The sequence below is a fragment of the Cupriavidus necator A5-1 genome, assembly GCF_000744095.1.
Lineage (GTDB): Bacteria > Pseudomonadota > Gammaproteobacteria > Burkholderiales > Burkholderiaceae > Cupriavidus > Cupriavidus necator_A.
This window is the reverse complement of sequence record NZ_JQLI01000008.1, coordinates 21,135-42,017: the sequence shown is the minus strand read 5'-3', so window position 1 is coordinate 42,017 and position 20,883 is coordinate 21,135. Positions and strand designations below refer to the sequence as shown.

18 protein-coding genes are annotated in these 20,883 nt (G+C 69.0%); 2 read left to right on the top strand and 16 right to left on the bottom strand.

Annotated elements, in window-relative coordinates; translation table 11 throughout:
* Positions 1 to 73: 73 nt before the first annotated feature.
* The 4 genes from K307_RS24425 to K307_RS24410 all read right to left on the bottom strand — a co-directional run bounded on the left by K307_RS24425 (position 74) and on the right by K307_RS24410 (position 2,941).
* Positions 74 to 715 carry an IS607 family transposase gene (locus tag K307_RS24425; RefSeq protein ID WP_042883473.1) on the bottom strand — a complete coding sequence of 214 codons (642 nt, stop codon included), beginning with the start codon at positions 713 to 715 and terminating at the stop codon, positions 74 to 76.
* Positions 716 to 777: 62 nt separating this feature from the next.
* The gene (locus K307_RS24420; protein ID WP_042883472.1) at positions 778 to 2,067 is read right to left on the bottom strand and encodes an MFS transporter; all 1,290 of its coding nucleotides are present in this window, start codon (positions 2,065 to 2,067) and stop codon (positions 778 to 780) included.
* Positions 2,068 to 2,163: 96 nt separating this feature from the next.
* On the bottom strand, positions 2,164 to 2,583 hold the full coding sequence (locus tag K307_RS24415) for a VOC family protein (protein ID WP_042883471.1): 420 nt from the start codon (positions 2,581 to 2,583) through the stop codon (positions 2,164 to 2,166).
* A gap of 7 nt (positions 2,584 to 2,590) precedes the next feature.
* Positions 2,591 to 2,941 carry a GFA family protein gene (locus K307_RS24410; protein ID WP_042883470.1) on the bottom strand — a complete coding sequence of 117 codons (351 nt, stop codon included), beginning with the start codon at positions 2,939 to 2,941 and terminating at the stop codon, positions 2,591 to 2,593.
* Positions 2,942 to 3,135: 194 nt separating this feature from the next.
* Here K307_RS24410 and K307_RS24405 point away from each other — a divergent pair, with 194 nt between their 5' ends.
* Positions 3,136 to 3,747 carry an HD domain-containing protein gene (locus K307_RS24405; RefSeq protein WP_042883469.1) on the top strand — a complete coding sequence of 204 codons (612 nt, stop codon included), beginning with the start codon at positions 3,136 to 3,138 and terminating at the stop codon, positions 3,745 to 3,747.
* Positions 3,748 to 3,802: 55 nt separating this feature from the next.
* Here K307_RS24405 and K307_RS24400 read toward each other — a convergent pair whose 3' ends face one another.
* Positions 3,803 to 7,396 (bottom strand): indolepyruvate ferredoxin oxidoreductase family protein, encoded by a 3,594-nt coding sequence (locus tag K307_RS24400; RefSeq protein WP_042883468.1) that lies wholly within the window; start codon positions 7,394 to 7,396, stop codon positions 3,803 to 3,805.
* A gap of 338 nt (positions 7,397 to 7,734) precedes the next feature.
* Here K307_RS24400 and K307_RS24395 point away from each other — a divergent pair, with 338 nt between their 5' ends.
* The gene (locus K307_RS24395; protein WP_042887366.1) at positions 7,735 to 9,054 is read left to right on the top strand and encodes an NYN domain-containing protein; all 1,320 of its coding nucleotides are present in this window, start codon (positions 7,735 to 7,737) and stop codon (positions 9,052 to 9,054) included.
* 180 nt (positions 9,055 to 9,234) lie between these two features.
* On the opposite strand, the gene gspF is transcribed toward K307_RS24395, so the two are convergent.
* From gspF to gspG, 11 genes are all read right to left on the bottom strand, one after another.
* The gene (gene gspF, locus K307_RS24390; RefSeq protein WP_042883467.1) at positions 9,235 to 10,452 is read right to left on the bottom strand and encodes a type II secretion system inner membrane protein GspF; all 1,218 of its coding nucleotides are present in this window, start codon (positions 10,450 to 10,452) and stop codon (positions 9,235 to 9,237) included.
* 14 nt (positions 10,453 to 10,466) lie between these two features.
* The gene (gspE, locus tag K307_RS24385) at positions 10,467 to 11,999 is read right to left on the bottom strand and encodes a type II secretion system ATPase GspE (RefSeq protein ID WP_042883466.1); all 1,533 of its coding nucleotides are present in this window, start codon (positions 11,997 to 11,999) and stop codon (positions 10,467 to 10,469) included.
* A gap of 8 nt (positions 12,000 to 12,007) precedes the next feature.
* Positions 12,008 to 14,443: a type II secretion system secretin GspD gene (gene gspD, locus K307_RS24380; protein WP_042883465.1), complete on the bottom strand. Its 2,436-nt coding sequence runs from the start codon at positions 14,441 to 14,443 to the stop codon at positions 12,008 to 12,010.
* 34 nt (positions 14,444 to 14,477) lie between these two features.
* Positions 14,478 to 15,296, bottom strand: a complete 819-nt coding sequence (locus tag K307_RS24375) for a type II secretion system protein N (RefSeq protein ID WP_042883464.1) — start codon at positions 15,294 to 15,296, stop codon at positions 14,478 to 14,480.
* Entirely contained in the window at positions 15,296 to 15,922 is a 627-nt protein-coding gene (locus K307_RS24370; RefSeq protein ID WP_042883463.1) for a type II secretion system protein M, read from the bottom strand. The genes K307_RS24375 and K307_RS24370 overlap by 1 nt, the downstream gene beginning before the upstream one ends.
* Positions 15,923 to 15,939: 17 nt before the next feature.
* A complete protein-coding gene (gspL, locus tag K307_RS24365; RefSeq protein WP_042883462.1) occupies positions 15,940 to 17,400 on the bottom strand; it encodes a type II secretion system protein GspL in 1,461 nt (486 codons plus the stop codon).
* 280 nt (positions 17,401 to 17,680) lie between these two features.
* Positions 17,681 to 18,715, bottom strand: coding sequence for a type II secretion system minor pseudopilin GspK (gene gspK, locus K307_RS24360; RefSeq protein WP_051975171.1), 1,035 nt, complete (start codon positions 18,713 to 18,715; stop codon positions 17,681 to 17,683).
* Positions 18,712 to 19,419 carry a PulJ/GspJ family protein gene (locus tag K307_RS24355; RefSeq protein ID WP_042883460.1) on the bottom strand — a complete coding sequence of 236 codons (708 nt, stop codon included), beginning with the start codon at positions 19,417 to 19,419 and terminating at the stop codon, positions 18,712 to 18,714. The genes gspK and K307_RS24355 overlap by 4 nt, the downstream gene beginning before the upstream one ends.
* Entirely contained in the window at positions 19,397 to 19,798 is a 402-nt protein-coding gene (gene gspI, locus K307_RS24350; protein WP_042883459.1) for a type II secretion system minor pseudopilin GspI, read from the bottom strand. Before gspI ends, K307_RS24355 begins: the two co-directional genes overlap by 23 nt.
* Positions 19,795 to 20,295: a GspH/FimT family pseudopilin gene (locus tag K307_RS24345; protein ID WP_042883458.1), complete on the bottom strand. Its 501-nt coding sequence runs from the start codon at positions 20,293 to 20,295 to the stop codon at positions 19,795 to 19,797. The genes gspI and K307_RS24345 overlap by 4 nt, the downstream gene beginning before the upstream one ends.
* 25 nt (positions 20,296 to 20,320) lie before the next feature.
* A complete protein-coding gene (gene gspG / locus K307_RS24340) occupies positions 20,321 to 20,803 on the bottom strand; it encodes a type II secretion system major pseudopilin GspG (RefSeq protein WP_042883457.1) in 483 nt (160 codons plus the stop codon).
* Positions 20,804 to 20,883: the final 80 nt, after the last annotated feature.

Sequence of the window (20,883 nt, the reverse complement as noted above, 5' to 3'; positions counted from 1 at the left end):
CCCGTCGAGCTTGCCCGCAGCATCAGCGTCCACCACCAGACGGACCTTCCTCGCGAACTGGATAGTGGTGGGATCAGCCCTCTTGAATGGCATCTGCAGCCTCTTTCAGGGCTTTCATGGCGTGACGATTATTGTGGGAACGGCTGCCATAGAGGCGCGCCGAAAAGACGGTAATGATCTCAAGCACGTCGCAGGCAAGATCCTCCTCATACGTCGAATCGCCTTTGGCATTGATGATGACGACTTCCGTTCCGAATTGCTCGCACAGAGCAAAAACGAGCTCTGCACCAAATCGCAAGAGCCGGTCCTTGTGTGTGATGACAAGCCGATCAACGCCTCCGGCACAGATACGTTTGAGCAGTTGCTTGAGGCCCTTCTTCTCATAGTTCATGCCGGAGCCGAGATCCCGGATGAGTTCGAAGGGCCATCCCTTCGCAGCGCAGAACGACTCCAGCACCTGGCACTGACGCTCCAGATCGGCCTTCTGGTCGTGGCTGGAAACGCGCGCATAGGCGAGCGTAGTACGCCCGCGCTCTGCTTCCTCGGCCTTCTTGCCGGCCAACTCCATTAGAGCGGTCAAATTATAGCGACGATGACCACCCGGAGTCCGATCGGCGGAGATCTTCCCGTCGAACTCCCATCGGCGAAGCGTGCCAGGGTGGATGCCCAGCATCGCGCACGCCTCCTTCATCGTAACTTTAGCAAGTATGCTCATGGGTGATCATAATTGCACACCTATAAGCAGTTTACAAGGGGCTGCTCACTTGCCCCGGGGGGCTAGCGTGCGGCGCGATCCATGCGCAGCAGCCCGCGCCGGTGCAGCGCGTAGCCGAAGGCCAGCAGCGCGCCCAGCGCCAGCGCCACCATCACCCACAGCATCAGCCAGTAGCCGCCCGCTGCGCGCCACAGCAACGCGCCCAGCCAGGGCGCGGCCGCCTGCATCAGCAGCACCGGCGTCATCATCAGCCCGTTGAGCGTGGCGTAGTGATGGCGCGAGATCAGCTCGGGCATGGCCATCGCGCGCAGCATGGTGTTGACGCCGTTGGCGCAGCCGTACAGCACCGCGGCCACCATCAGCCAGGCACCTTGCCCCAATGCAAAGCACAGCAGGCCGGCGCCCATCAGCACATAGACCGGCAGCGACAGCCGCACCGGGTGCCGCACCGCGGCGCGCATCATCAGCATGCGGCCCACCACCTGCGCGGGGCCGATCAGCGCCGCCACCACCAGCTGTTGCGCCACCGGCAGGCCCTTCTCGGTCAGCATCGGGATCAGGTGCGCGCCCAGCAGCGAAGCGACCACCGCCGTGGCGGTGAAGGCCAGCACTACCGCCCAGAACACCGGCTGGCGCAGCGTGGTGCGCGCGATGCCTTCGCTGCCGGGCTCGCCGTCGGCCGGGGTCATGCCGGTGTACGTCGGATGCAGGGCGTAGCGCATGCGTGCGTGCAGCGGCGCGCAGACCAGCAGGTTCAGCATGGCAAAGCCGACCAGCGTCGGGCGCCAGCCGAGATGAATCACCAGCCATTGCGCCAGCGGCACGAAGATCGTGCTGGCGAAGCCGGCCATCAGCGTGACCACCATGATGGGCTTCTGGTACTGGTCGCCATAGGCCTGGCGCAGCACCACGAAGGCGGGTTCGTACAGCGTGGTGGCCATGGCCAGGCCGATCGGCACCCACATCAGCACGAACAGGGTTTGGGAGGGCGTCCATGCCCATAGCAGCAGGCCCAGCCCCGCCAGCACCGAGCCCGCGCCCATCACCTTGCGCGCCGGCGCACGGTCCAGCAGCCGCCCGACCGCAAACGAGCACATCGCCCACACCAGAAGCCCGAGCGAATAGCCGCCCGCCAGGAAGGGCTTGGACCAGCCCAGGCTGCGGATCATTGGGTCGATAAAGACGGTGAAGGCAAAGTACAACGTGCCCCAGGAGATGGTCTCGGTCAGGCCGAGGATCCAGACCAGCCGGCGCGGCGGCGTGGCGGGGTGCGAGGGTCCGGAGCGTGCCGGGCTGGCGTCTGTTCGGGTGCTGGCGGCGTCCGCGTCGGAGCTGGCTTCTAGTGTTGTCATGGCGGGCCCGGCGTGGAAGTCGCCATGGGTGGCGGCGCGTTGGGCCAGTCGGAAATTGTAGCGATCCTGCGCGCGCCCTGCGGTGGGACGCGCGCGTTACTGTGCGGTCACCGGCGTGGGCGGCCCCTTCAGTTCGACCACGTTGCCGTCCGGGTCCTGCACATAGAGCGACAGTCCTTTGCCCTCCGCGCCGAAGCGCTGCTCCACTTCTCCCGTCTGCACGCCGTGCTGCGCCAGCCAGGCGCGCAGCGCGGCGGCATCGAACGGGTCGATGCGCACGCAGAAGTGGTCCAGGTTGCGCCCTTCCGCGCCGGGACCCGCGCCGCCGGCACGGCCCAGCGGGCCGTCGAGCGAGACCAGGTCGATCAGCGCGTTGCCCGCGCGCAGTTGCGTCAGGCCCAGGTCGGTCTGTTCGCGCTCCACGCTGCAGCCCAGCACGTCGACGTAGAAGCGCCGCAGCGCGTCCACGTCGGCGCTGCGCAGTACCAGGTGATCGATGCCGAGGATGCGGAACATGGCAGCGTCAGTGGTGCAGGCCGTCGTAGTCGATGATCTTCAGGCTGTCCAGGTCAACGTTGTCCAGGCAGCGCACATTGACCCCGGCCATCGGCTTGCCGTCCTTGTCCTGGCCGTCCGCATACGGGCCGCAGCCACAGACCGGGCAGAAGCGGTGCGCGATCTTCATGGTGTTGAAGCGATAGGTAGAGGCGTTGCTCTCGGGCGTCTCGAGCTTGAAGCTCACGCGCGGCACGAACCACAGCAGGTGGCCGCGGCGGCGGCAGATCGAGCAGTTGCAGCGGATCACGCTGGGGATGCTGTCGGCTTCGACCTCGAACGCGATCGCGCCGCAGTGGCAGCTTCCATGGAAGGTCATGTCGTCTCCTTGTTCTTGGGCGCCTGGCGCGGGCTGAGTCGCGAATCCGTGCGCAGTCGTGGTGCGGCGCAATATGCCGGCAGATTGTTGCCTTTTTGACAGTGTAGCGCTGCCACGGGTGCCACAATGCTTCCAAACGATTTCAAGCCGATGGCGGCCACCGCGCCAGCCCACGCCCCACAAAGGAGACTCGCATGAGCGACACCCACGCGCCTGCACGCGCCACCTTCAGCCACATGGAACAAGGCACCCGCGAGGACTGGGCGGCCATCTCCGCCGAGTTCATGCCCTTCGCGCAGGCGCTGCCGGACCGCGTGCTGGCACACCTGCGCCTGCTCGACGGCGATTGCGGCGGCTTCCCGGTGGACCGGCTGACGCATTCGCTGCAAACCGCGACGCTGGCGCACCGCGACGGGCAGGACGAGGAGTACGTGGTCTGCGCGCTGCTGCACGATATCGGCGATACGCTCGGCAGCTTCAACCATCCCGATATTGCCGCTGCGATCCTCAAGCCCTTCGTGAGCGCCGAGAACCTGTGGATGGTGGAAAAGCATAGCGTGTTCCAGGGCTACTACTTTTTCCACCACCTGGGCCTGGACCGCAACCTGCGCGAGCAGTACCGCAGCCAGCCCGAACTGTTCGAGCGCACCGCGGAGTTCTGCCGCAAGTACGACGCCGCGGCCTTCATGACGGACTACGACACGCTGCCGCTGTCGCTCTTCGAGCCGATGGTGCGGCGTGTGTTGTCGCAGCCGAAAAACTCGATGTATGTAAAGCCGGGCGAAGCGACGCTCGCGCAGCCCTGAAAGCACAACGGCCTCGCTTCATGCAAAGCGAGGCCGTTGTGTGATGCCGCGCCGGTCAGGCCGCGCGCTGCGCCGTCTCCGGATGCCGGAACTGCTCCAGCAGCTTCGCCCAGCGCCCGCGCACTGCCTTCAGGTTGTTTTCCTTCACGTGGCCAAAGCCGCGGATGTCGTCCGGCAGGTTCGCCAGCGTCACTGCGGTGTCATAGTTGGCCAGGCTCAGGCCCGCAACCAGTTCATCCAGCAGCGCCCGATACTCGCCGATCAGCGCGCGTTCCATGCGGCGTTCTTCAGTCTTGCCGAAGATATCGAACATGCCGCCACGCAGCCCCTTCATCTTCGCCAGCACGCGGAACAGCTTCATCGTCGACGGACCGAACTTGCGCTTGACCAGGTGGCCCTTGTCGTCGCGCTTTGACGTCGTCGGCGGTGCCAGCCAGAAGTTGAGCTGGTAGTCCTTGCCCGGCTCGCCTTCGAACTGCGCACGCAGCTTGTCGAGGAAGGCGGGGTCGGTGTAGAGCCGCGCCACTTCGTACTCGTCCTTGTACGCCATCAGCTTGGCCAGGTTGCGCGCCGCGGCCTCGGTCAGCGGCAGCGCCTTGCCGCTGCCAGCCAGCGCGCTTTCGGCCGCGCGCACGCGGTCGATGGCTTCGCGGTAGGTGCGCGCGTAGGCGGCATCCTGGTAGGCCGTCAGATGTTCCATGCGTCGGGCGATCAGCTTCTCCAGCATCGCGCCGGTCGAGGTCGGCAGCTTGACCACTTCCGCGCCTTCGGCGGTGTTCTTCAGCTTGCCGGTCAGCGACAGCACGTGCTCGGGGTCGTGCGCCATATGGCGGCCCCAGTCGAACGCGGCCTTGTTCTTCTCGACGGCGACGCCGTTGAGTTCGATGGCGCGCTCCAGTGCCTGCAGCGTCAGCGGGATCCAGCCCTTCTGCCAGGCATAGCCGAGCACCAGCGGGTTGGTGTAGATCGCGTCGCCCAGCAGCGCCACGGCGAGACCCGAGGCGTTGATGAACTCGCACTTCTCGCCTACGGCGGTGCGCACGTCCTGCTCAGCCGACAGGCCCGGGAACTGCCACTTCGGGTTCTTGATGAAATCCGCCGTCGGCGTCTGCGCGGTGTTGACCACGGCGCGGGTGCGGCCGGCCTGGGTCTTGGAGATGACTTCGTCGGTGGCCGAGACGATCGCATCGCAGCCGATCACCAGGTCCGCCTCGCCCATCGCGATGCGGGTGGCATGCAGGTCGTCCGGGCGCGCGGCAAGCTGCACGTGCGACAGCACCGCGCCGCCTTTCTGCGCCAGGCCCGCCATGTCGAGCACGGTGACGCCCTTGTTCTCCAGATGCGCAGCCATGCCGAGCAGGCCGCCGATGGTCACCACGCCGGTACCGCCCACGCCGGTCACCAGGATGCCGTAGGCACGGCGGATCGGCGGCAGTTCCGGCTCAGGCAGCGCGGGCAGGGTGTCCATCGACACGCCGTGCTGCTCGGGCTTGCGCACCTGCGCGCCTTCGGCCGTGACAAAGCTCGGGCAGAAGCCGTTCACGCAAGAGAAGTCCTTGTTGCAGGACGACTGGTTGATCTGGCGCTTGGTGCCAAAATCCGTTTCCAGCGGTTCCACCGACAGGCAGTTCGACTTGACCGAGCAATCGCCGCAGCCTTCGCACACCGCGTCGTTGATAAAGGCGCGGCGTTGCGGGTCCTCCATCGTGCCGCGCTTGCGGCGGCGGCGCTTTTCGGTGGCGCAGGTCTGGTCGTAGAGCAGGATGGTGCAGCCCGGCACTTCGCGCAGTTCGCGCTGCACGCTGTCGAGCTGGTCGCGGTGATAGATGGCGATGCCCTCGGGCAGCTTGATCGCGCCGTTGAACTTCTCCGGCTGGTCGCTGACGATGACGATCTTCTTCGCGCCTTCGCTATGCACCTGCCAGGCGACGTCCCGCACCGAGAGCTGGCCGTCCACCGGCTGGCCGCCGGTCATCGCCACCGCATCGTTGTACAGGATCTTGTAGGTGATGTTGACGTTGGCCGCGATCGACGCGCGGATTGCCAGCAGCCCGGAGTGGAAGTAGGTGCCGTCGCCCAGGTTGGCGAACACGTGCTTGTCGCCCGCGAACGGCGCCTGGCCGATCCACGCCACCCCTTCGCCGCCCATCTGGCTGAAGGTGCTGGTATTGCGGTCCATCCACACCGTCATGTAGTGGCAGCCGATGCCGGCCAGCGCGCGCGAGCCCTCGGGCACGTTGGTCGAGGTGTTGTGCGGGCAGCCGGAGCAGAACCACGGCTTGCGCTCGGCGGTCACGCGCGGCGTGGCCAGCGCCTTTTCCTTGGCCTCGATAATGGCCAGGCGCGCGGTGATGCGGGCGCGCACGTCCATCGGCAGCTCGAACTTGTCCAGGCGCGTGGCGATGGCCTTGGCGATGATCGCCGGCGACAGCTCATAGTGCGCCGGCAGCAGCCAGTTGCTCTGCGGGATCGACCATTCGCCGCCCGCGTTGTCCTTTTCGTCGAACTTGCCGTAGACCTTGGGGCGCACGTCGTCGCGCCAGTTGTACAGCTCTTCCTTGAGCGCGTACTCCATGATCTGGCGCTTCTCTTCGACCACCAGGATTTCCTGCAGGCCTTCGGCAAAGGCGCGCGCGCCGTGCGCCTCCAGCGGCCACACGCAGCCCACCTTGTACAGGCGGATGCCGATCTGCGAGCAGGTGGCATCGTCCAGGCCCAGGTCGGCCAGCGCCTGGCGCGTGTCCAGGTAGGCCTTGCCGCCGGTCATGATGCCGAAGCGCGCGTGCGGCGAATCGATTTCGATGCGGTCGATCTTGTTGGCACGCACATAGGCCAGGCCCGCGTACCACTTGTAGTCGAGCAGGCGTGCTTCCTGCTCCAGCGGCGGATCCGGCCAGCGGATGTTCAGGCCGCCCGGCGGCATGATGAAGTCGTCCGGCAGCACGATCTGCACGCGGTGCGGGTCCAGCTCCACCGAGGCCGACGATTCCACCACGTCGGTCACGCATTTCATCGCTACCCACAGGCCGGAGTAGCGGCTCATGGCCCAGCCGTGCAGGCCGTAGTCCAGGTACTCCTGCACGTTGGACGGGTACAGTACCGGCAGGCCGCAGGCCTTGAAGATGTGCTCGGACTGGTGCGCCAGCGTCGAGGATTTGGCCGAGTGGTCGTCACCGGCCAGCACCAGCACGCCGCCGTGCTTGGACGATCCCGCCGAGTTGGCGTGCTTGAACACGTCACCGGTGCGGTCCACGCCCGGCCCCTTGCCGTACCACATGCCGAACACGCCATCGAATTTGGCATCCGGATACATGTTCACCTGCTGCGAACCCCACACCGAGGTCGCGGCCAGGTCTTCGTTGAGGCCGGCCTGGAACACGATGTTGTGCGCGGCGAGGTGCTTCTTGGCCTTCCACAGCGACAGGTCCAGCGCGCCCAGCGGCGAGCCCCGGTAGCCGGAGATAAAGCCGGCGGTATTCAGCCCGGCGGCGCGGTCGCGCTCCTGCTGCAGCATTGGCAGGCGTACCAGCGCCTGCGTGCCGCTGATATAGATGCGGCCACGCTCCAGCGTGTATTTGTCTTCGAGGGAAACGTTTTCGAGCGCGCGGCGGATGGCGTCGCTGACCGGAGGGGTCAGGGGGGCATTCATAGGTGCTCCTCTATGGGCGTGCTGTCGGGATCACCGACACCTACAGTTGTGGGCGACCGCCTCGTAGCCTCTTGTGAAGGTGTTGGGCGGTCGTGTCTCTGCGCGGCATGGTAGCACCGCCACAAAATTGGCGGTACCTTGCAATGCAGCACAAAGCGTGCCCGTGGCGCCCGTGATTTCCCGTATGGACAGGGGTTCGCGTGTACACTGCGTTGCATCGAGATGGCCCGCGCCACTGCCAGGCTGTCTGCGAAGCGCCACATCTGCACAGCCAGCCCGGTGCAACCTGCTTTCCGATTGCCCGTCCTGTGCACGGGCGAACCAGCGAATACCTGAACATGACCAATTCCCCCCGCCAGGGCACCGCGACCCTGGCCGTGCTGATCGACGCCGACAACGCGGCGCCCGCCATCGTCGAAGGCCTGCTGGCCGAGGTCGCCAAGTACGGCGTGGCCGCCGTCAAGCGCATCTATGGCGACTGGACCCGGCCCAACCTGGCCGGCTGGAAGGAGCGGCTGTTGTCGCACTCGATCCAGCCGATCCAGCAGTTCCGCTACACCGTGGGCAAGAACGCCACCGACAGCGCCATGATCATCGACGCCATGGACCTGCTGTACACCGGGCGCTTCGACGGCTTCTGCATCGTTTCCAGCGACAGCGACTTCACCCGGCTGGCCTCGCGCATCCGCGAGCAGGGCCTGACCGTCTACGGTTTCGGCGAGCGCAAGACGCCCAAGCCTTTCGTCACCGCCTGCGACAAGTTCATCTACTCCGATGTGCTGCGCGCCGAGGCGGATACGGAAGGGGCCGAAGGGGTCGATGGGGCCGCCGCGCCCACGCGCAAGCGCAGCACCGGCGAGCTGCGCCAGGACTCGCGCCTGGTGCGCCTGCTGCAGAACGCGGCGCAGGCGGTGTCGGACGAGGACGGCTGGCTGACACTGGGTAGCATGGGCAACCATATCGCCAAGCAGGCGCCGGAGTTCGACTCGCGCAACTACGGCTACGGCAAGCTCTCCGAGCTGGTGGCCGCCACCGGCCTGTTCGAGGTCGAGACCCGCAACGGCGGCAACAACAAGACCATCTGGATCCGGCTCAAGAAGCGTTCCAAGGGTGGCGGCGAGAGCGACGGGCGTGGCCAGCAGCAGCCGCAACAATCCCAGCCGCAGCAGTCGCAACCTCAGCAGCGCCCGGCCCAGCAGGCCCCCGCGCAGCCTGAAGCGCGCCGCCAGCCGCAACCTGCGCCCGTGCCCGCGGATCCGCCTGCGCCGGTCCTGTCCCAGCCGGAGGCGGCACCGGAGCCGGTGCAAGTCCGCGAACCCGAGCCCGATCTGCCATTCGTCGCCGCCGATGTGGTCGAGCCGGTTCTCGCCGCCGAGCCGGTGGTCGAGGCAGCGTCGCAGCCCGAGGCAGCGTCCAAGGGCCGCACCGCGCGCAAGCGCGCCGCGCGCCGCCCGGATGTGACGCTGAGCGAAACGCCGTGGCCGATCGACCAGTCGGTGTTTGCTGCGCCGGGTATGACGGTGCTGACGGCGCAGGTGGAGCCGCAAGTTGAGGTGCAGCCTGTACCCGCGCCGGAACCGGCCGCCGAACCGGCGCCCGCACCGGCGAGGAAGACGCGCAGGCGGCCGAGCAAGAAAGCGGAGTCGTCCGCGGAGTAAGTCAGTCGTGCCGGTTTGCCCCTCTCCCGCGAGCGGGAGAGGGGCTGGGGGTGAGGGCAGGCATGTGGCAAGCACGATGGCCCTGACTTTGTGGAGGCTCCGGCCTCACCCCCACCCCTCTCCCACTTTCGCGGGAGAGGGGAGCGTCCGCCAGGGACGTCAGACCAATCCAGGCGTCATCTACCGCACCAGCTGGTTGATCTCGATAATCGGCATCAACACCGCCAGCACGATCAGCAGCACCACCACCCCCATCGTCAGGATCAGCAGCGGTTCCAGCAGGCTGGTCAGGAACAGCGTGCGCCGTTCCAGTTCCTGCGCCTCGCCCTGCGCGGCGCGTTCCAGCATCACCGGCAGGTTGCCGGTGGCTTCGCCGGAGCGGATCAGGTGCACCAGCACCGGCGGGAACTGGTTCTGCGCCGCCAGCGCGCGCGCCAGCGAGGCGCCTTCGCGCACGCGCGTGTTGGCATCTTCCACATTGGCGCGCAGCGCCTCGTTGGTCAGCGTTTCGCCGGCAGCCTGCAGGCTGCGCAGGATCGGCACCCCGGCCGACACCAGGATCGCCAGCGTGCCCGCGAAGCGCGCGGTGTTGTAGCCGCGGATCAGCTTGCCCAGCAGCGGTGCGGTCAGCAGCCAGCGGTGCCATTCCAGCCGCACCGCAGGCTGCTTCAGCACGCTGCGGATCGTGAACGCTGCCACCGCCAGCACCGCCAGCGCCGCCCACCACCAGTTACGAACGAAGTCCGACAGCGCCAGCATGATGATGGTCAGCGTCGGCAGCTTTTGCTTGGTATTGGCGAACACGCTCACCACCTGCGGCACCACATACGACAACAGGAAGATCACGATCGCGAACGCCACTACCGTGACGATCGCGGGGTAGGTGAAGGCGAGCCGGATCTTGGACGCCAGCGTGTTGCGCGACTCGATATAGCCCGCCAGCCGTTCCAGCACCAGCCCGAGGTGGCCGGAGTGCTCGCCGGCCGAAACCAGCGCGCGATAGATGTCAGGGAAGTCGCGCGGATGCTGCGCCAGCGCCACCGACAGCGAGCTGCCGCCCATCACCTCGGCGCGGATGCCGGCCAGCAGTTCGTGCACGTAGGGGCGCTCGGCCTGGTCGGCCAGTGCGCCCAGCGCCTCGTCCAGCGGCAGGCCGGCCACGATCAGGCTGGCGAGCTGGCGCGTGAACAGCGCCTGCTCCTGCGTCGACAGCTTGCGCGCAAAGAGCTGGCTGCCGCTGCGCGGCGCCAGGCCGGCGCCGGCCAGCGCATCGACGGTCAGCGGCGTGAGCCCGCGCGCGCGCAGCTGCGAGCGCGCCTGGCGCGGGCTGTCGGCCTCGATCACGCCGCGGTCGGTCTTGCCGGCGGCGTCGGCGGCTTCATAGCGGAAAGCTGGCATCCGGGCGTCTCCGCTCAGTCGCGCGTCACGCGCAACACTTCCTCGAGCGAGGTCGCGCCGCTGTCGATCCAGCGCTGGGCATCGCCGCGCATGGTGTGCGTGCCGCGCGCCAGTGCCGCCTGCTTGATCTCGGATTCGGGCGACTGCCGGTGGATCATGGTGCGGATATCGTCATCGACGGTCAGCAGCTCATAGACGCCCATGCGCCCCTGGTAGCCCGACTGGGCGCACTTGTCGCAGCCCACCGGGTGCCAGACGCGCTGCAGCGGCTTGCCCTGCGCCTGCAGCGCCTCGGCTTCGGCGGCGGTCACCTCGATCATGTCCTCGCGCTTGCAGTGCGGGCACAGGCGCCGTACCAGCCGCTGCGCCAGCACCCCGAGCAGCGACGACGACAGCAGGAACGGCTCGATCCCCATGTCGACCAGCCGCGTCACGGCCGAGGCCGAGTCGTTGGTGTGCAGCGTCGCCAGCACCAGGTGACCGGTCAGCGAGGCCTGCACCGCGATCTGGGCGGTCTCAAGGTCGCGGATCTCGCCGATCATCACCACGTCCGGGTCCTGGCGCAGGATCGCGCGCAGGGCCTTGCCGAAGGTCATATCGATGCGCGGGTTGACCTGGGTCTGGCCGATGCCGTCCAGGTCGTACTCGATCGGGTCTTCCACCGTCATGATGTTGGTGGTGCGCGAGTCCAGCCGCGACAGCGCCGCGTACAGCGTGGTGGTCTTGCCCGAACCGGTCGGCCCGGTCACCAGCACGATGCCGTGCGGCTGGTTGATCAGGTGATCGAAGCCGCGCAGCGTGCCGGGTGCCATGCCGAGCTTGGCCAGGTCCAGGCGGCCCGCTTCCTTGTCCAGCAAACGCAGTACCGCGCGCTCGCCGTGCCCGGTCGGCAGCGTCGACACGCGCACGTCCACCGGCCGCCCGCCCACGCGCAGCGTGATGCGGCCGTCCTGCGGCAGGCGTTTCTCGGCGATATCGAGCTGCGCCATGATCTTGATGCGCGAGATCAGCGCGCCGTGCAGCGCCTTCTTGGGCCGCACCACGTCGCGCAGCGTGCCGTCCACGCGGAAGCGCACCACCGACGACGACTCGAACGGCTCGATGTGGATATCCGACGCGTTTTCGCGGGCGGCCTGCGTCAGCAGCGCGTTGATCATGCGGATGATCGGCGCGTCGTCCTCTGACTCGAGCAGGTCTTCCACCGCCGGAATGTCCTGCATCAGGCGCGACAGGTCGACCTCGCCTTCCACTTCGCCCACCACCTGCGCGGCGCTGCCGGCGTCCTGGCGGTTGTAGGCATCGGCCATGGCGAGTTCCAGTGCCTCGGGCTCCAGCACGCGCAGTCGCAGCGCGCCGTGCACGCGCGCCACTTCGGCCAGCGCGGTCGGCGAGGTGGCGCGGCTGACCCACACTTCCAGTCCGTCGGGACGCTGGTGCGCGATCAGCAGCGGCGCCTCGCGCGCAAAGCCGTACGAGACCAGCCGCGCGGCCATGGGCGAGGGCGGCTCGAGCGTCTCGGGGGTAGGGATCTGGACTTCGGTTGCCATGGCAGGGCTCAGTTCTGGCGGGCCGGCAGGGCCGGCTGCGCGGCGTTCAGCGTAGCCGATTCACCGCGCTGGCTCAGCGGCTGCGGTGCGGTCGCCGGCTGCTGCTGCGGCTGCCCCGGCACCCCGGGCTGCGGCGCATTTTGCGGAATCGTCTGCGGCAGCGGCAGCGGGGTGGCAACCGGGCCGTTCGCGCGCGGGTCGACGAATGGAGTGGTCGGCGCATCGGCCGGCGGCAGCTGCGGCGTGTTCGGCTCGTGCAACATGATGTTAGGCGAAACATAGCCCTGCTGCTGCGCGCGCATATATTCATAGCGGTCTGCGGTCAGACGGTCTGCCGCACCGGCCGTGCGCATCACATAGGGGCGCAGGAACACCAGCAGGTTGGTCTTCGAGCGGTTCTTGTTCTCGTAGCGGAACAGGCCGCCGATAAAGGGGATGTCGCCCAGCAGCGGCACCTTCTGCACGCCGTCGCCATAGGAGTCCTCGATCAGTCCGCCCAGCACGATGATCTGGCCGTCGTCGACCAGCACATTGGTCTCGATCGAGCGCACATTGGTGGTCGGGCCCTGGATCTGGCTGAGCGTGCCTGCTACCACCGACGAGGATTCCTGGAAGATCTGCATCTTCACCAGCCCGCCGTCGGTGATCTGCGGCTTGACCCGCAGCGTGATGCCGACGTCCTTGCGGTCGAAGGTCTGGAACGGCGTGACCGAGGCCGCGCCGCCGGTCTGTGCGTAGGAGCCGGTGGTGATCGGGATGTTCTGGCCGATCAGGATCTTGGCTTCTTCGTTTTCCAGCGTGATCAGGTTCGGCGTGGACAGCAGGTTGACACTGCCGTTGGTGCCGAGTGCGCGCAGCAGCGCGCCCAGGCCCAGCGCCTTGTTGACAATGCCCAGGTTCAGGCCGCCCACGTCGGGCACCAGCTGCTGCGCGGCGACGATGCCGGCGCTGCGGTTGCTGTCGAACAGCGCGCCGGCCAGCGACAGGTTCAGGATGTTCTGCCCGCCGGTGCCGAAGTTGGTGCCGGCAAAGATGTTGTTGTTGCCGCCCGGCGAGCTGATCAGGCCTTGCCACTGGATGCCGAGCTGGCTCGCCTGCGTGGCGGTGACCTCGACGATCATCGATTCGATGTAGACCTGCGCGCGGCGTGCGTCCAGGTCGTCGATCACGCCGCGCAGGTTGCGGTAGACCGGCTCGCTGGCGGTGATGATCAGCGAGTTGGTGGAGGGGTCGGCCTGGATGATGCCGCCAGTGGTCGGCTGCGTACTGGTGCCGAACGACGCGGCGAAGGCCGAGCTGCCATAGGCGCCGCCGCCCGTGCCGCTGCGCATGCCAGTCTGGGTGCCGGCGGTGCCGCCGGTGAACTGCGAGCCGGTCGGCGTCGAGACATTGGTCATGCCCGCCGCGCCGCCGATGCCGCCGGGGGCAGCGCCCGCGCCGCCGGGCTGGGTGGCAGAGGTAAAGCTGCTGTCGGCAGCGACGATGGCGCGCAGCGTCGCCGCCAGCTTGACCGCGTCGGCGTTCTTCAGCGGCACCACCCAGATATTGCCGGGGCGCGCATAGGGCTGGTCGAGCTTCTCGATCAGCTGGCGCGCCTGCTGCAGCCGCGCACGGCTGGAGGCGCGGATCATCAGCGCGTTGCTGCGCGGCTCGGCCACCACCGTGGTGCGCAGGCTGCTGTCGATGCCGGGCGCACCGCCGCCGCCGGCCGCGCCCGCGGCCGAGGGGTCCATCAGCTTCTGCAGCACCTGCGCGGTGTCGCTGGCGAGCGCATGCTTGAGCGGAACCAGCTCGACCTCGCCCGAAGCCGGCGCATCGACGGCGGCGATGATGCGCGCCAGCCGGCGCAGGTTGTCGGCGTAGTCGGTGATGACCAGCGTGTTGTTGGCCGGGTAGGCAGTGATGGTGTTGTTGGGCGCGATCATCGGCCGCAGCACCGGCACCAGGTTGTTGGCCGATTCATAGTTGAGCCGGAACACCTGCGTCACCACCTGGTCGCCGCGGCTCGCGCCGGGGCCGATCACGGTGGGCGAGCCCTGCAGCTTGGCGTCGGCCTCGGGCACGACCTTGGTGAAGCCGTTGCTCTCGACCATCGCATAGCCCTGCATGCGCAGCACCGAGCCCAGCGTCTGCAGCGCCTGCGCGCGCGAGACCGGTTGCTCGGTGACCAGGTTCACCGTGCCCTTGACGCGCGGGTCGATCACGAAGTTCTTGCCGGTGGCCTGGCCGACCGCCTTGATCACGGAATCGAGGTCGGCGTTGACGAAGTTCAGCACCACCTGGTCGCGGTTGGACGGCGAGATGTCGGGCGGCGCCGGCGGGTTCGCGGCACCGGCGGGCTGGGCCCACAGCGGCGCGGGCGCCAGCAGCGAGATCCCGCACAGCAGGGCCACGGCGCGGGCGCAGGCGGTCTGGAAAACAGGTCGGATGGCGTGGGTTTTCATAGTCATTTCCGTGCGCTTCTGCTTCTGCCTGGTATCAGAAGCGCAGCCTTGTCACATGGTTGTCTCGTCGTCCTAGCAGGCTCAGCAGGCTGGCCAGCTGCGTTGCCGCCTCGGGTTCGGCGTGCGCGGTGCCTTCGAAGCGCGCCTGCCGGCCGAGCGTGCCGCTGCCCTCCAGGTGCAGCGGACCGGCGATGGTGCTCAGTTGCAGCCTGCCGCCGCCCGCGCCGGCCCAGTCGATCTCGGCGCGGTAGCTGCCCAGCGGGCGCAGCCGGCTCACTGCCGACGACACCTGCTCGACACGCAGCGTCATATGCCCGCTCATGCCGTTGCCGTCCTTGCCCGAAAAACGCCCCTGCAGCGTGGACCAATCCAGGCGCATCAGGCCATCCGGGCGCAGCGTGTTGAACGGCGCGCCGACGCCTTCGAGCAGTGACGCCGGCAAGCGGATCGCGCCCGACTGCGCGGTCCAGCCGCCCGGCGTCACGGCGATGGCCACCGGCGCGGCCATCGCCTCGGAGTGGCTCACCACCAGCCGCGCCGTGCCGGTCAACAGCGGCCAGAACGCCAGCGTCCATTGCAGCCGCCCGGGCAGCACGGTCGCGGTCTGGCTGCCGGTGCCGGCCGACAGCGCCAGCGTGGCGCTGCCGCGCCACGCCGAGCCGCTGGCATCGGCCAGCAGTACCCGTCCCTGCGTCTGCGTGGCGACGCGCTCGGCGATCCAGGTCGCCGGCAGCATCGCCACCACGGTCACCGCGGCGCTGGCCAGTCCGATCCCGAGCCAGCGCAGCCGCCGCCAGGCGCCCGGCTGGCGCAGCTTGCGGCGCGGCAGCCGCAGCGTTTCCAGCCGTACCATCAGCTGCGGCCGCCCGGACCCTGCAGGGTCGCGCTGACATTGACCAGCGCCGTGGCGCCGACGTAGACGATACGGGCGTCGATCACCTTCATGCGCTGCTGCTGGCGCACGTCCTGCAGCCAGGCGCTGACCGCGCCGAAGGGTACCTTGTCCAGCTGCACCTGCACGCTGTTGTCGGCGCCGGCGGCGAGCCGGGTCGCCTTCAGGCCGTGCTGGCCGAGGCTGTCCTGCAGTGCCTGCGTCAGCGCATCGCCGCGCAGCGACGGCGCCGGCGTGGCCTTCAGGCCGCGCGCTTCCTGCGCCAGCGTTTCCATCTCGGCCAGGTCGGCGCGCATCTGCGGCAGGCTGCGCGCCAGGCGCTGGCGGCCCTCGGCGGCCGGCTCCCACAGCAGCATGTAGCCGATCACCAGCACCAGCACGGCGCCGCCGCCGGCCAGGATCGCCTGTTCGCGCGGGTTGCGCGCCGACCAGAAGGCGTTGAAGCGGTCCTGCCAGACCTGCGGCACCGACGGGCGCAGCCGCGCCAGGCGCGCGCCCAGCGCGGAGGTCGCCGCGGGCCGGGCAGGGCCATTCGTGGCATGAGGGCGGGGCGTGTGGGTGCGGGCGGAGTCTTTCATTGCGTTCATGCTTGCTCGTCGGCCCCTTACAGGCCCGGCCTGACGGTCCAGCGCGAGCCTGGTGTCACGGGGCTGCCCGCGCTGGTAGCGGTACTACTGAGTGCGCCGCCGGTCTTGTCCTCTTCCATTTGCAGTCCGGCCTGGCGCGCGGCGCTGCGCAGGCCGGCGATATCGGTGCCCGGCTTGAGCGTGACCACCAGCATGCGGCCGCGGTATTCCAGCCCCTGCAGCGCGTCGGGCGGCAGGCGGCGCGCGGCCTGGGCGAAGCGATCGGCCAGCGGCAGGAAGTCCTCGGGCGTGCTGCGCCCGCTCGCGGTGCGCAACTGCTCGACCTCCCGGCGCATCTGCAGCGGCGCGTCCAGCACCGTCTGGATCTGCGGGAAGGTGCTGCGCAGCGTCTGCTGCTGCGCGGTTTCCAGGCGTTGCTGCTCGCGGCGCAGCAGCAGCCAGTGGACATTCATGCCCAGCACCTGCACCAGCACGATGCCGGCCAGCAGCGCCAGCGGCACGCGCCAGGCGACCAGGTTCCAGCGGTCGGCGCGGCCCTGCGCGAACTCGAACTGCGCCAGGTCCAGCGCCGGCTCGCGCAGGCATTCCTGCGCGCCTTCGATCCACAGGCGCCAGCCGGTGCGGGCGGCCTGGCGCAGCTCGGGCACCGGGGGAGTGGCGGCGGCTTCGGCATCGGCGTACCAGGTGCCCGCCGGCGCCAGCGCCTGCCAGGCGGCCAGCGCGTCGTCGCCAAGCAGCAGGCCGTAGCCGGCATGCTCGCCGGTGCGCACGGTCAGCTGCCACTGGCGCGCCGGGGCTTGTGCAGGCGGCGCGGCGGCAACGGCGGCGGGGTCGAGCAGCTCGTCGCTTTGCGCGAATGCGCCGGCGGCGGCTTCGACCACCAGGGTCGCCGGCTGCGCCGGCGTGGTTTCGGATGCTGCCGCTTCAGCGGCCGGCGCCAGCGACGGCTCGGCCGGGGCAGCGTCCGGTGGGACGAGCGGCACGCACAGCTGTGCGGCCAGCACGTGACGGCGGCGGTGGCGGTGTTCGGCAAAGGCGTCGAGCACGGCACGCAGCCAGGCGCGGTCGGCCACCATCAGCAGCCGCCGGCGCGGGCCGCGCGCGGGGGCACCGCCGTCCAGCGCCGGGCCCACGCCGACATGGCAGGGCTGCGCGTCGGTGGCGAGCGCATCCTCGATCAGGTTCGGCAGCGCCAGTTTCAAACGCGCGGGCGGCAGCGGCGGCACGCTGGCGGTGGTCAGCAGTACGTCGCTGGCGGCCAGGATCAGCACCAGGCGCTCGGCCGCGGGCAGCTCGGCGATGCGGGCGTGGCCTTCGCGCAACACTTCCGGTGCCGGGCGAGCCTCCCCGCGCCGTGCGGACCCGACAGTCGCGGCGGCGGCCGTGCGCACCAGCGCGAACGGCAGGGCGCCGAACTGCCACGGTTGCGGCTGGTCATGCGGCCGATGCGGCAGGCGGACGTACAGGGTGGTGCTCAAGGTTTCCTTGCTTTGGCTTCGGTGGAACGGGCTCGGGCAGGCGCATGGCCCGGGGATTGCGACCGGGATCGCCCCGGAATCGCCCCCAAGTCGGGAAACGGCCGGGACGCGGGGATGCCGGCGGGCGGCCAGGCCGGCCGGACGGCGGCGGGTGGGCTGGTGCCGCGCTCGCGCCAGCGCCGCAGCATACCTTGCCTGTGTGACTAAACCGCGTCAATAGCATTCTCCCCGGTAGCCGGCGCCGCAGAAATCCGGGCTTCGCCGGCATTGTTTCAGACATTCAGCGCAGAACCGGCAGCCGGTCCGCATCCTGGATCCAGACCACGCGGGTGGTGTTGGTGGCACCCAGCGGCTCGCCGCGGAACACCAGCGACACCTGCAGCCGGCTGGCGCGTTCATGGCGCACCAGTCCGTAGACCAGGAAATAGTGGGTGCGGACGTCGAGCATATTGCCCAGGTTGCTGGTATCCGCCTGCGGCGCCAATGAAGAAAGCTGCGTCTGCAGGTTGCTGATGTTGTTGAAGTAGGCGCGGTCGCGCTGGCGTACCAGCTCGCGCGCGCGCTCCAGGGGCAGCTTGTCGATCACCGCGGCCAGCACCTCGGCCTCGGCGGTATTGGCGTTGACCAGCGTGCGCTCGGGCAGCACCGTGACGAAGGGCTCCAGCACCGCGACCATCTCGGGCGTATAGCCGGGCAGCGCCAGCAGTCCCTGCACGCTGTCCAGCGGGCGCGGCGCGGCGCGACCGTCGCTGCTGCCGCCCTGGGCGGCTTGCAGCATGTAGCGCGCGGTGGTCTCAGCCAGCGCCGGGTTCAGGCCCACGGTCTGCAGCAGCCGGCGGTAGGCCGCCTGCGCGGGCTGGTCGATCGCGGCAATGCGGCCGCCCTCCGCGCCGGTGGCGGTCCATATCACCAGGTTGGCCAGGTTGAAGCGTGCCTGCGCATCGAGGATCCGGCCGGACAGGAACGAGGTCTCGCCCGCGACATCGGTGCGCAGCGACGCGCCGAGGAAGTCTGACAGCCGGGTCTCGGCGATCGGCACGGCCCAGGGCTCGCCCAGTTCGTCGACATTGGTCCGGCGCTGGTCGTCGCGCAGGATCAGGCGTGCCCAGTCGACCGCTGCGCGCTCGATCCAGGTGGCCTGGGCCAGCAGCCGCTGGTTCTCGATGGCGCGGATCTGCACCTGCTGGCGCCACAGCATGCCCGACACCACCACCACGGCCAGCGTCACCATCAGCAGCGCGGTGACCACGGCGGCGCCGCGCTGGCGGCGGGGCCAGGGAAGGGAGCGAGGGGAGCGGCGGAGGGCGTGGCTCATAGCCCGGTCATGCAGATCTTCTGGAACTGCCGCGGCGCGTCGCCGCCGCCCATGCGCGCGAAGATGGTCAGTTCCACCGCGCGCACCGCGGTGTTGGGCAGTGCGGCGCCGACGGCTGAGGCCTCCACCGCACTGGCGGCGTTGCCGCTGAACAGCACATTGCGGATGCGCCCGGTATCGGCCTGCCAGCCGGCGGGCTCCACCCATGCGCGCGCGCTCATGCCGTCCACGTCGGCCAGCACGCGCCGCACCTGCGCGGCGCTGTTGCCGCCGGTCTGGCGCAGCGCCAGCATGGCCGACTGCAGCGCGGCGCGATTGTCCACCGGCGGCGCGGCCACGCGCAGCAGGGTATTGCCGTCGAGCTGGTATGACAGCACCTGCCACGCCGGTGGCTGGCCTTCGTCGCGCCGGTCGCGCACCAGCAGCAGGCGGTTCTGGCCGATTTCCACCGGGCTGGCTTGCAGCAGCGTGGGGTCGGCGAGGTGTTCGCAATCGGTCTGGAACTGGCCGTAAAGGACCTTGAGCGCATCCAGGCGCGCATCGTGGTCGGTGAGCCGTTCGTGGCTGCGCGTCAGGCTGTCGAGCGCGCGCCAGCCGATCACCGCCATCACCGCCAGCAGCGTGATCGCGACCAGCATCTCCAGCAGCGTGAAGCCGCCAGATTTGCGCGCGCGCCGGCGCTCAGAGCACGTTGCGGGTTTCATTGGGGACGATGGTGACCAGCCACGCCAGCCGCACGGACTTGTCGGTGGCGGACGGGTAGACCGCGACCTCGACGCGGCGGAAGACCGGGTTCGGCGTGACCGAGACCGACTGCTCGCAGTACAGCGGCGTGCCGCCCTGCGGGCAGGCGTAGCCGCTGACGCCGGGCTCCGGCCAGGTCCTGGACAGGCGCAGCGCGGCGAGGTGGTTCTCCGCGCTCCATTCCGCCAGCATGCGCGTCTGCAGCGACATGCTGGCATCGACCATCGAGCCCATCGCGCGCATCGCGGCGGTCAGCGCGACCGCCAGGATGGTCAGCGCCACCAGCACTTCGATCAGCGTGAAGCCGGCCGCGCGCCGGCGCGTGGTGGATCGGGTCATGGCGTGCCGGCGAAATAGCGCCCGCTGCCGTCGCCGGCAACGTCCACGCGGATTTCGCCGCGCACCAGGATCAGCCGCTGCGGGGCGTCGATCAGCTCGCGCCCGAAGATCAGCCGGGGCGGGCCACCGGTGCCCGCGGTGCGGCCGCCCTCGGCGACGATGACCCGGTCCAGCGCCAGGCGCCAGTGGCCCGGGGCGAACACATCGGTGCGCATGGGGATCCAGCCATTGGGGGTCGATTCCAGGAAGCGCCAGCCGCTGGCGTCGCCCTCCCAGGCGATCGGGCGCGCGCCCAGTTGCGCCTCTTCCTGCGCGAGCTCGAACAGCCGCGCGATGCGCTGGCCGTCGTCCAGCACGCGGCCGCGTTCATTGGGCGAGGCATTGACGGCCACCAGGGAAATCACAATGCCGGCGATCACCATGACCACCAGCAGTTCGAGCAGGGTGAAGCCCCGGCGCCGCCGACGGGGAGCGCGGGGACGCGGCGCCGTGGTCATGGAAGGTTGGGGGGCGCTGACGCGCTTATTCCCAGTTGCCGATATCGGCGTCGTTGCCGCTGCCGCCGGCCTGGCCGTCGGCACCGAAGCTGAACACGTCGATCTCGCCGCGCACGCCGGGGTTCAGGTACTGGTACGGATGGCCCCAGGGATCCTTGGGCAGCTTTTCCAGGTAGCCGCCGCCTTTCCAGTTGTTGGGCACCGGCTCGGTGGTGGGCTTGCTCACCAGCGCGGCCAGGCCCTGCTCGGTGGTCGGGTAGCGGCTGTTATCGAGCCGGTACAGCTTGAGCGCCTGCATGATCGACGAGATGTCCTGGCGCGCGGCCACGATGCGGGCCTCGTCAGGACGGCTCATGATCTTGGGCACCACCAGCGCCGCCAGCACGCCGAGGATCACGATCACCACCATGATCTCGATCAGGGTGAAGCCGCGCGCACGGCGGGCATGCCGGACGGGCGCGGATGCGGAACGGGCAGGGCTGGCGGAACGGGTAGTGGAAATGCGCATCGTCTGTGGACCTCGTTGCTTGGATGGCTGGGCCCTGGCCGCGGCTCGGGGAGACGCGGCGGGCCGGGTTCGCCAGTCAG

Coding starts and splice junctions, on each gene's coding strand:
- K307_RS24400 (WP_042883468.1), bottom strand. CDS start 7,396: ATGAATGCCCCCCTGACCCCTCCGGTCAGCGACGCCATCCGCCGCGCG.
- K307_RS24410 (WP_042883470.1), bottom strand. CDS start 2,941: ATGACCTTCCATGGAAGCTGCCACTGCGGCGCGATCGCGTTCGAGGTC.
- K307_RS24355 (WP_042883460.1), bottom strand. CDS start 19,419: ATGAAACCCGCAACGTGCTCTGAGCGCCGGCGCGCGCGCAAATCTGGC.
- K307_RS24370 (WP_042883463.1), bottom strand. CDS start 15,922: ATGAACGCAATGAAAGACTCCGCCCGCACCCACACGCCCCGCCCTCAT.
- K307_RS24395 (WP_042887366.1), top strand. CDS start 7,735: ATGACCAATTCCCCCCGCCAGGGCACCGCGACCCTGGCCGTGCTGATC.
- K307_RS24345 (WP_042883458.1), bottom strand. CDS start 20,295: ATGACCACGGCGCCGCGTCCCCGCGCTCCCCGTCGGCGGCGCCGGGGC.
- gspK (WP_051975171.1), bottom strand. CDS start 18,715: ATGAGCCACGCCCTCCGCCGCTCCCCTCGCTCCCTTCCCTGGCCCCGC.
- K307_RS24420 (WP_042883472.1), bottom strand. CDS start 2,067: ATGACAACACTAGAAGCCAGCTCCGACGCGGACGCCGCCAGCACCCGA.
- gspF (WP_042883467.1), bottom strand. CDS start 10,452: ATGCCAGCTTTCCGCTATGAAGCCGCCGACGCCGCCGGCAAGACCGAC.
- gspG (WP_042883457.1), bottom strand. CDS start 20,803: ATGCGCATTTCCACTACCCGTTCCGCCAGCCCTGCCCGTTCCGCATCC.
- K307_RS24375 (WP_042883464.1), bottom strand. CDS start 15,296: ATGGTACGGCTGGAAACGCTGCGGCTGCCGCGCCGCAAGCTGCGCCAG.
- K307_RS24425 (WP_042883473.1), bottom strand. CDS start 715: ATGAGCATACTTGCTAAAGTTACGATGAAGGAGGCGTGCGCGATGCTG.
- K307_RS24415 (WP_042883471.1), bottom strand. CDS start 2,583: ATGTTCCGCATCCTCGGCATCGATCACCTGGTACTGCGCAGCGCCGAC.
- K307_RS24405 (WP_042883469.1), top strand. CDS start 3,136: ATGAGCGACACCCACGCGCCTGCACGCGCCACCTTCAGCCACATGGAA.
- gspD (WP_042883465.1), bottom strand. CDS start 14,443: ATGAAAACCCACGCCATCCGACCTGTTTTCCAGACCGCCTGCGCCCGC.
- gspE (WP_042883466.1), bottom strand. CDS start 11,999: ATGGCAACCGAAGTCCAGATCCCTACCCCCGAGACGCTCGAGCCGCCC.
- gspI (WP_042883459.1), bottom strand. CDS start 19,798: ATGACCCGATCCACCACGCGCCGGCGCGCGGCCGGCTTCACGCTGATC.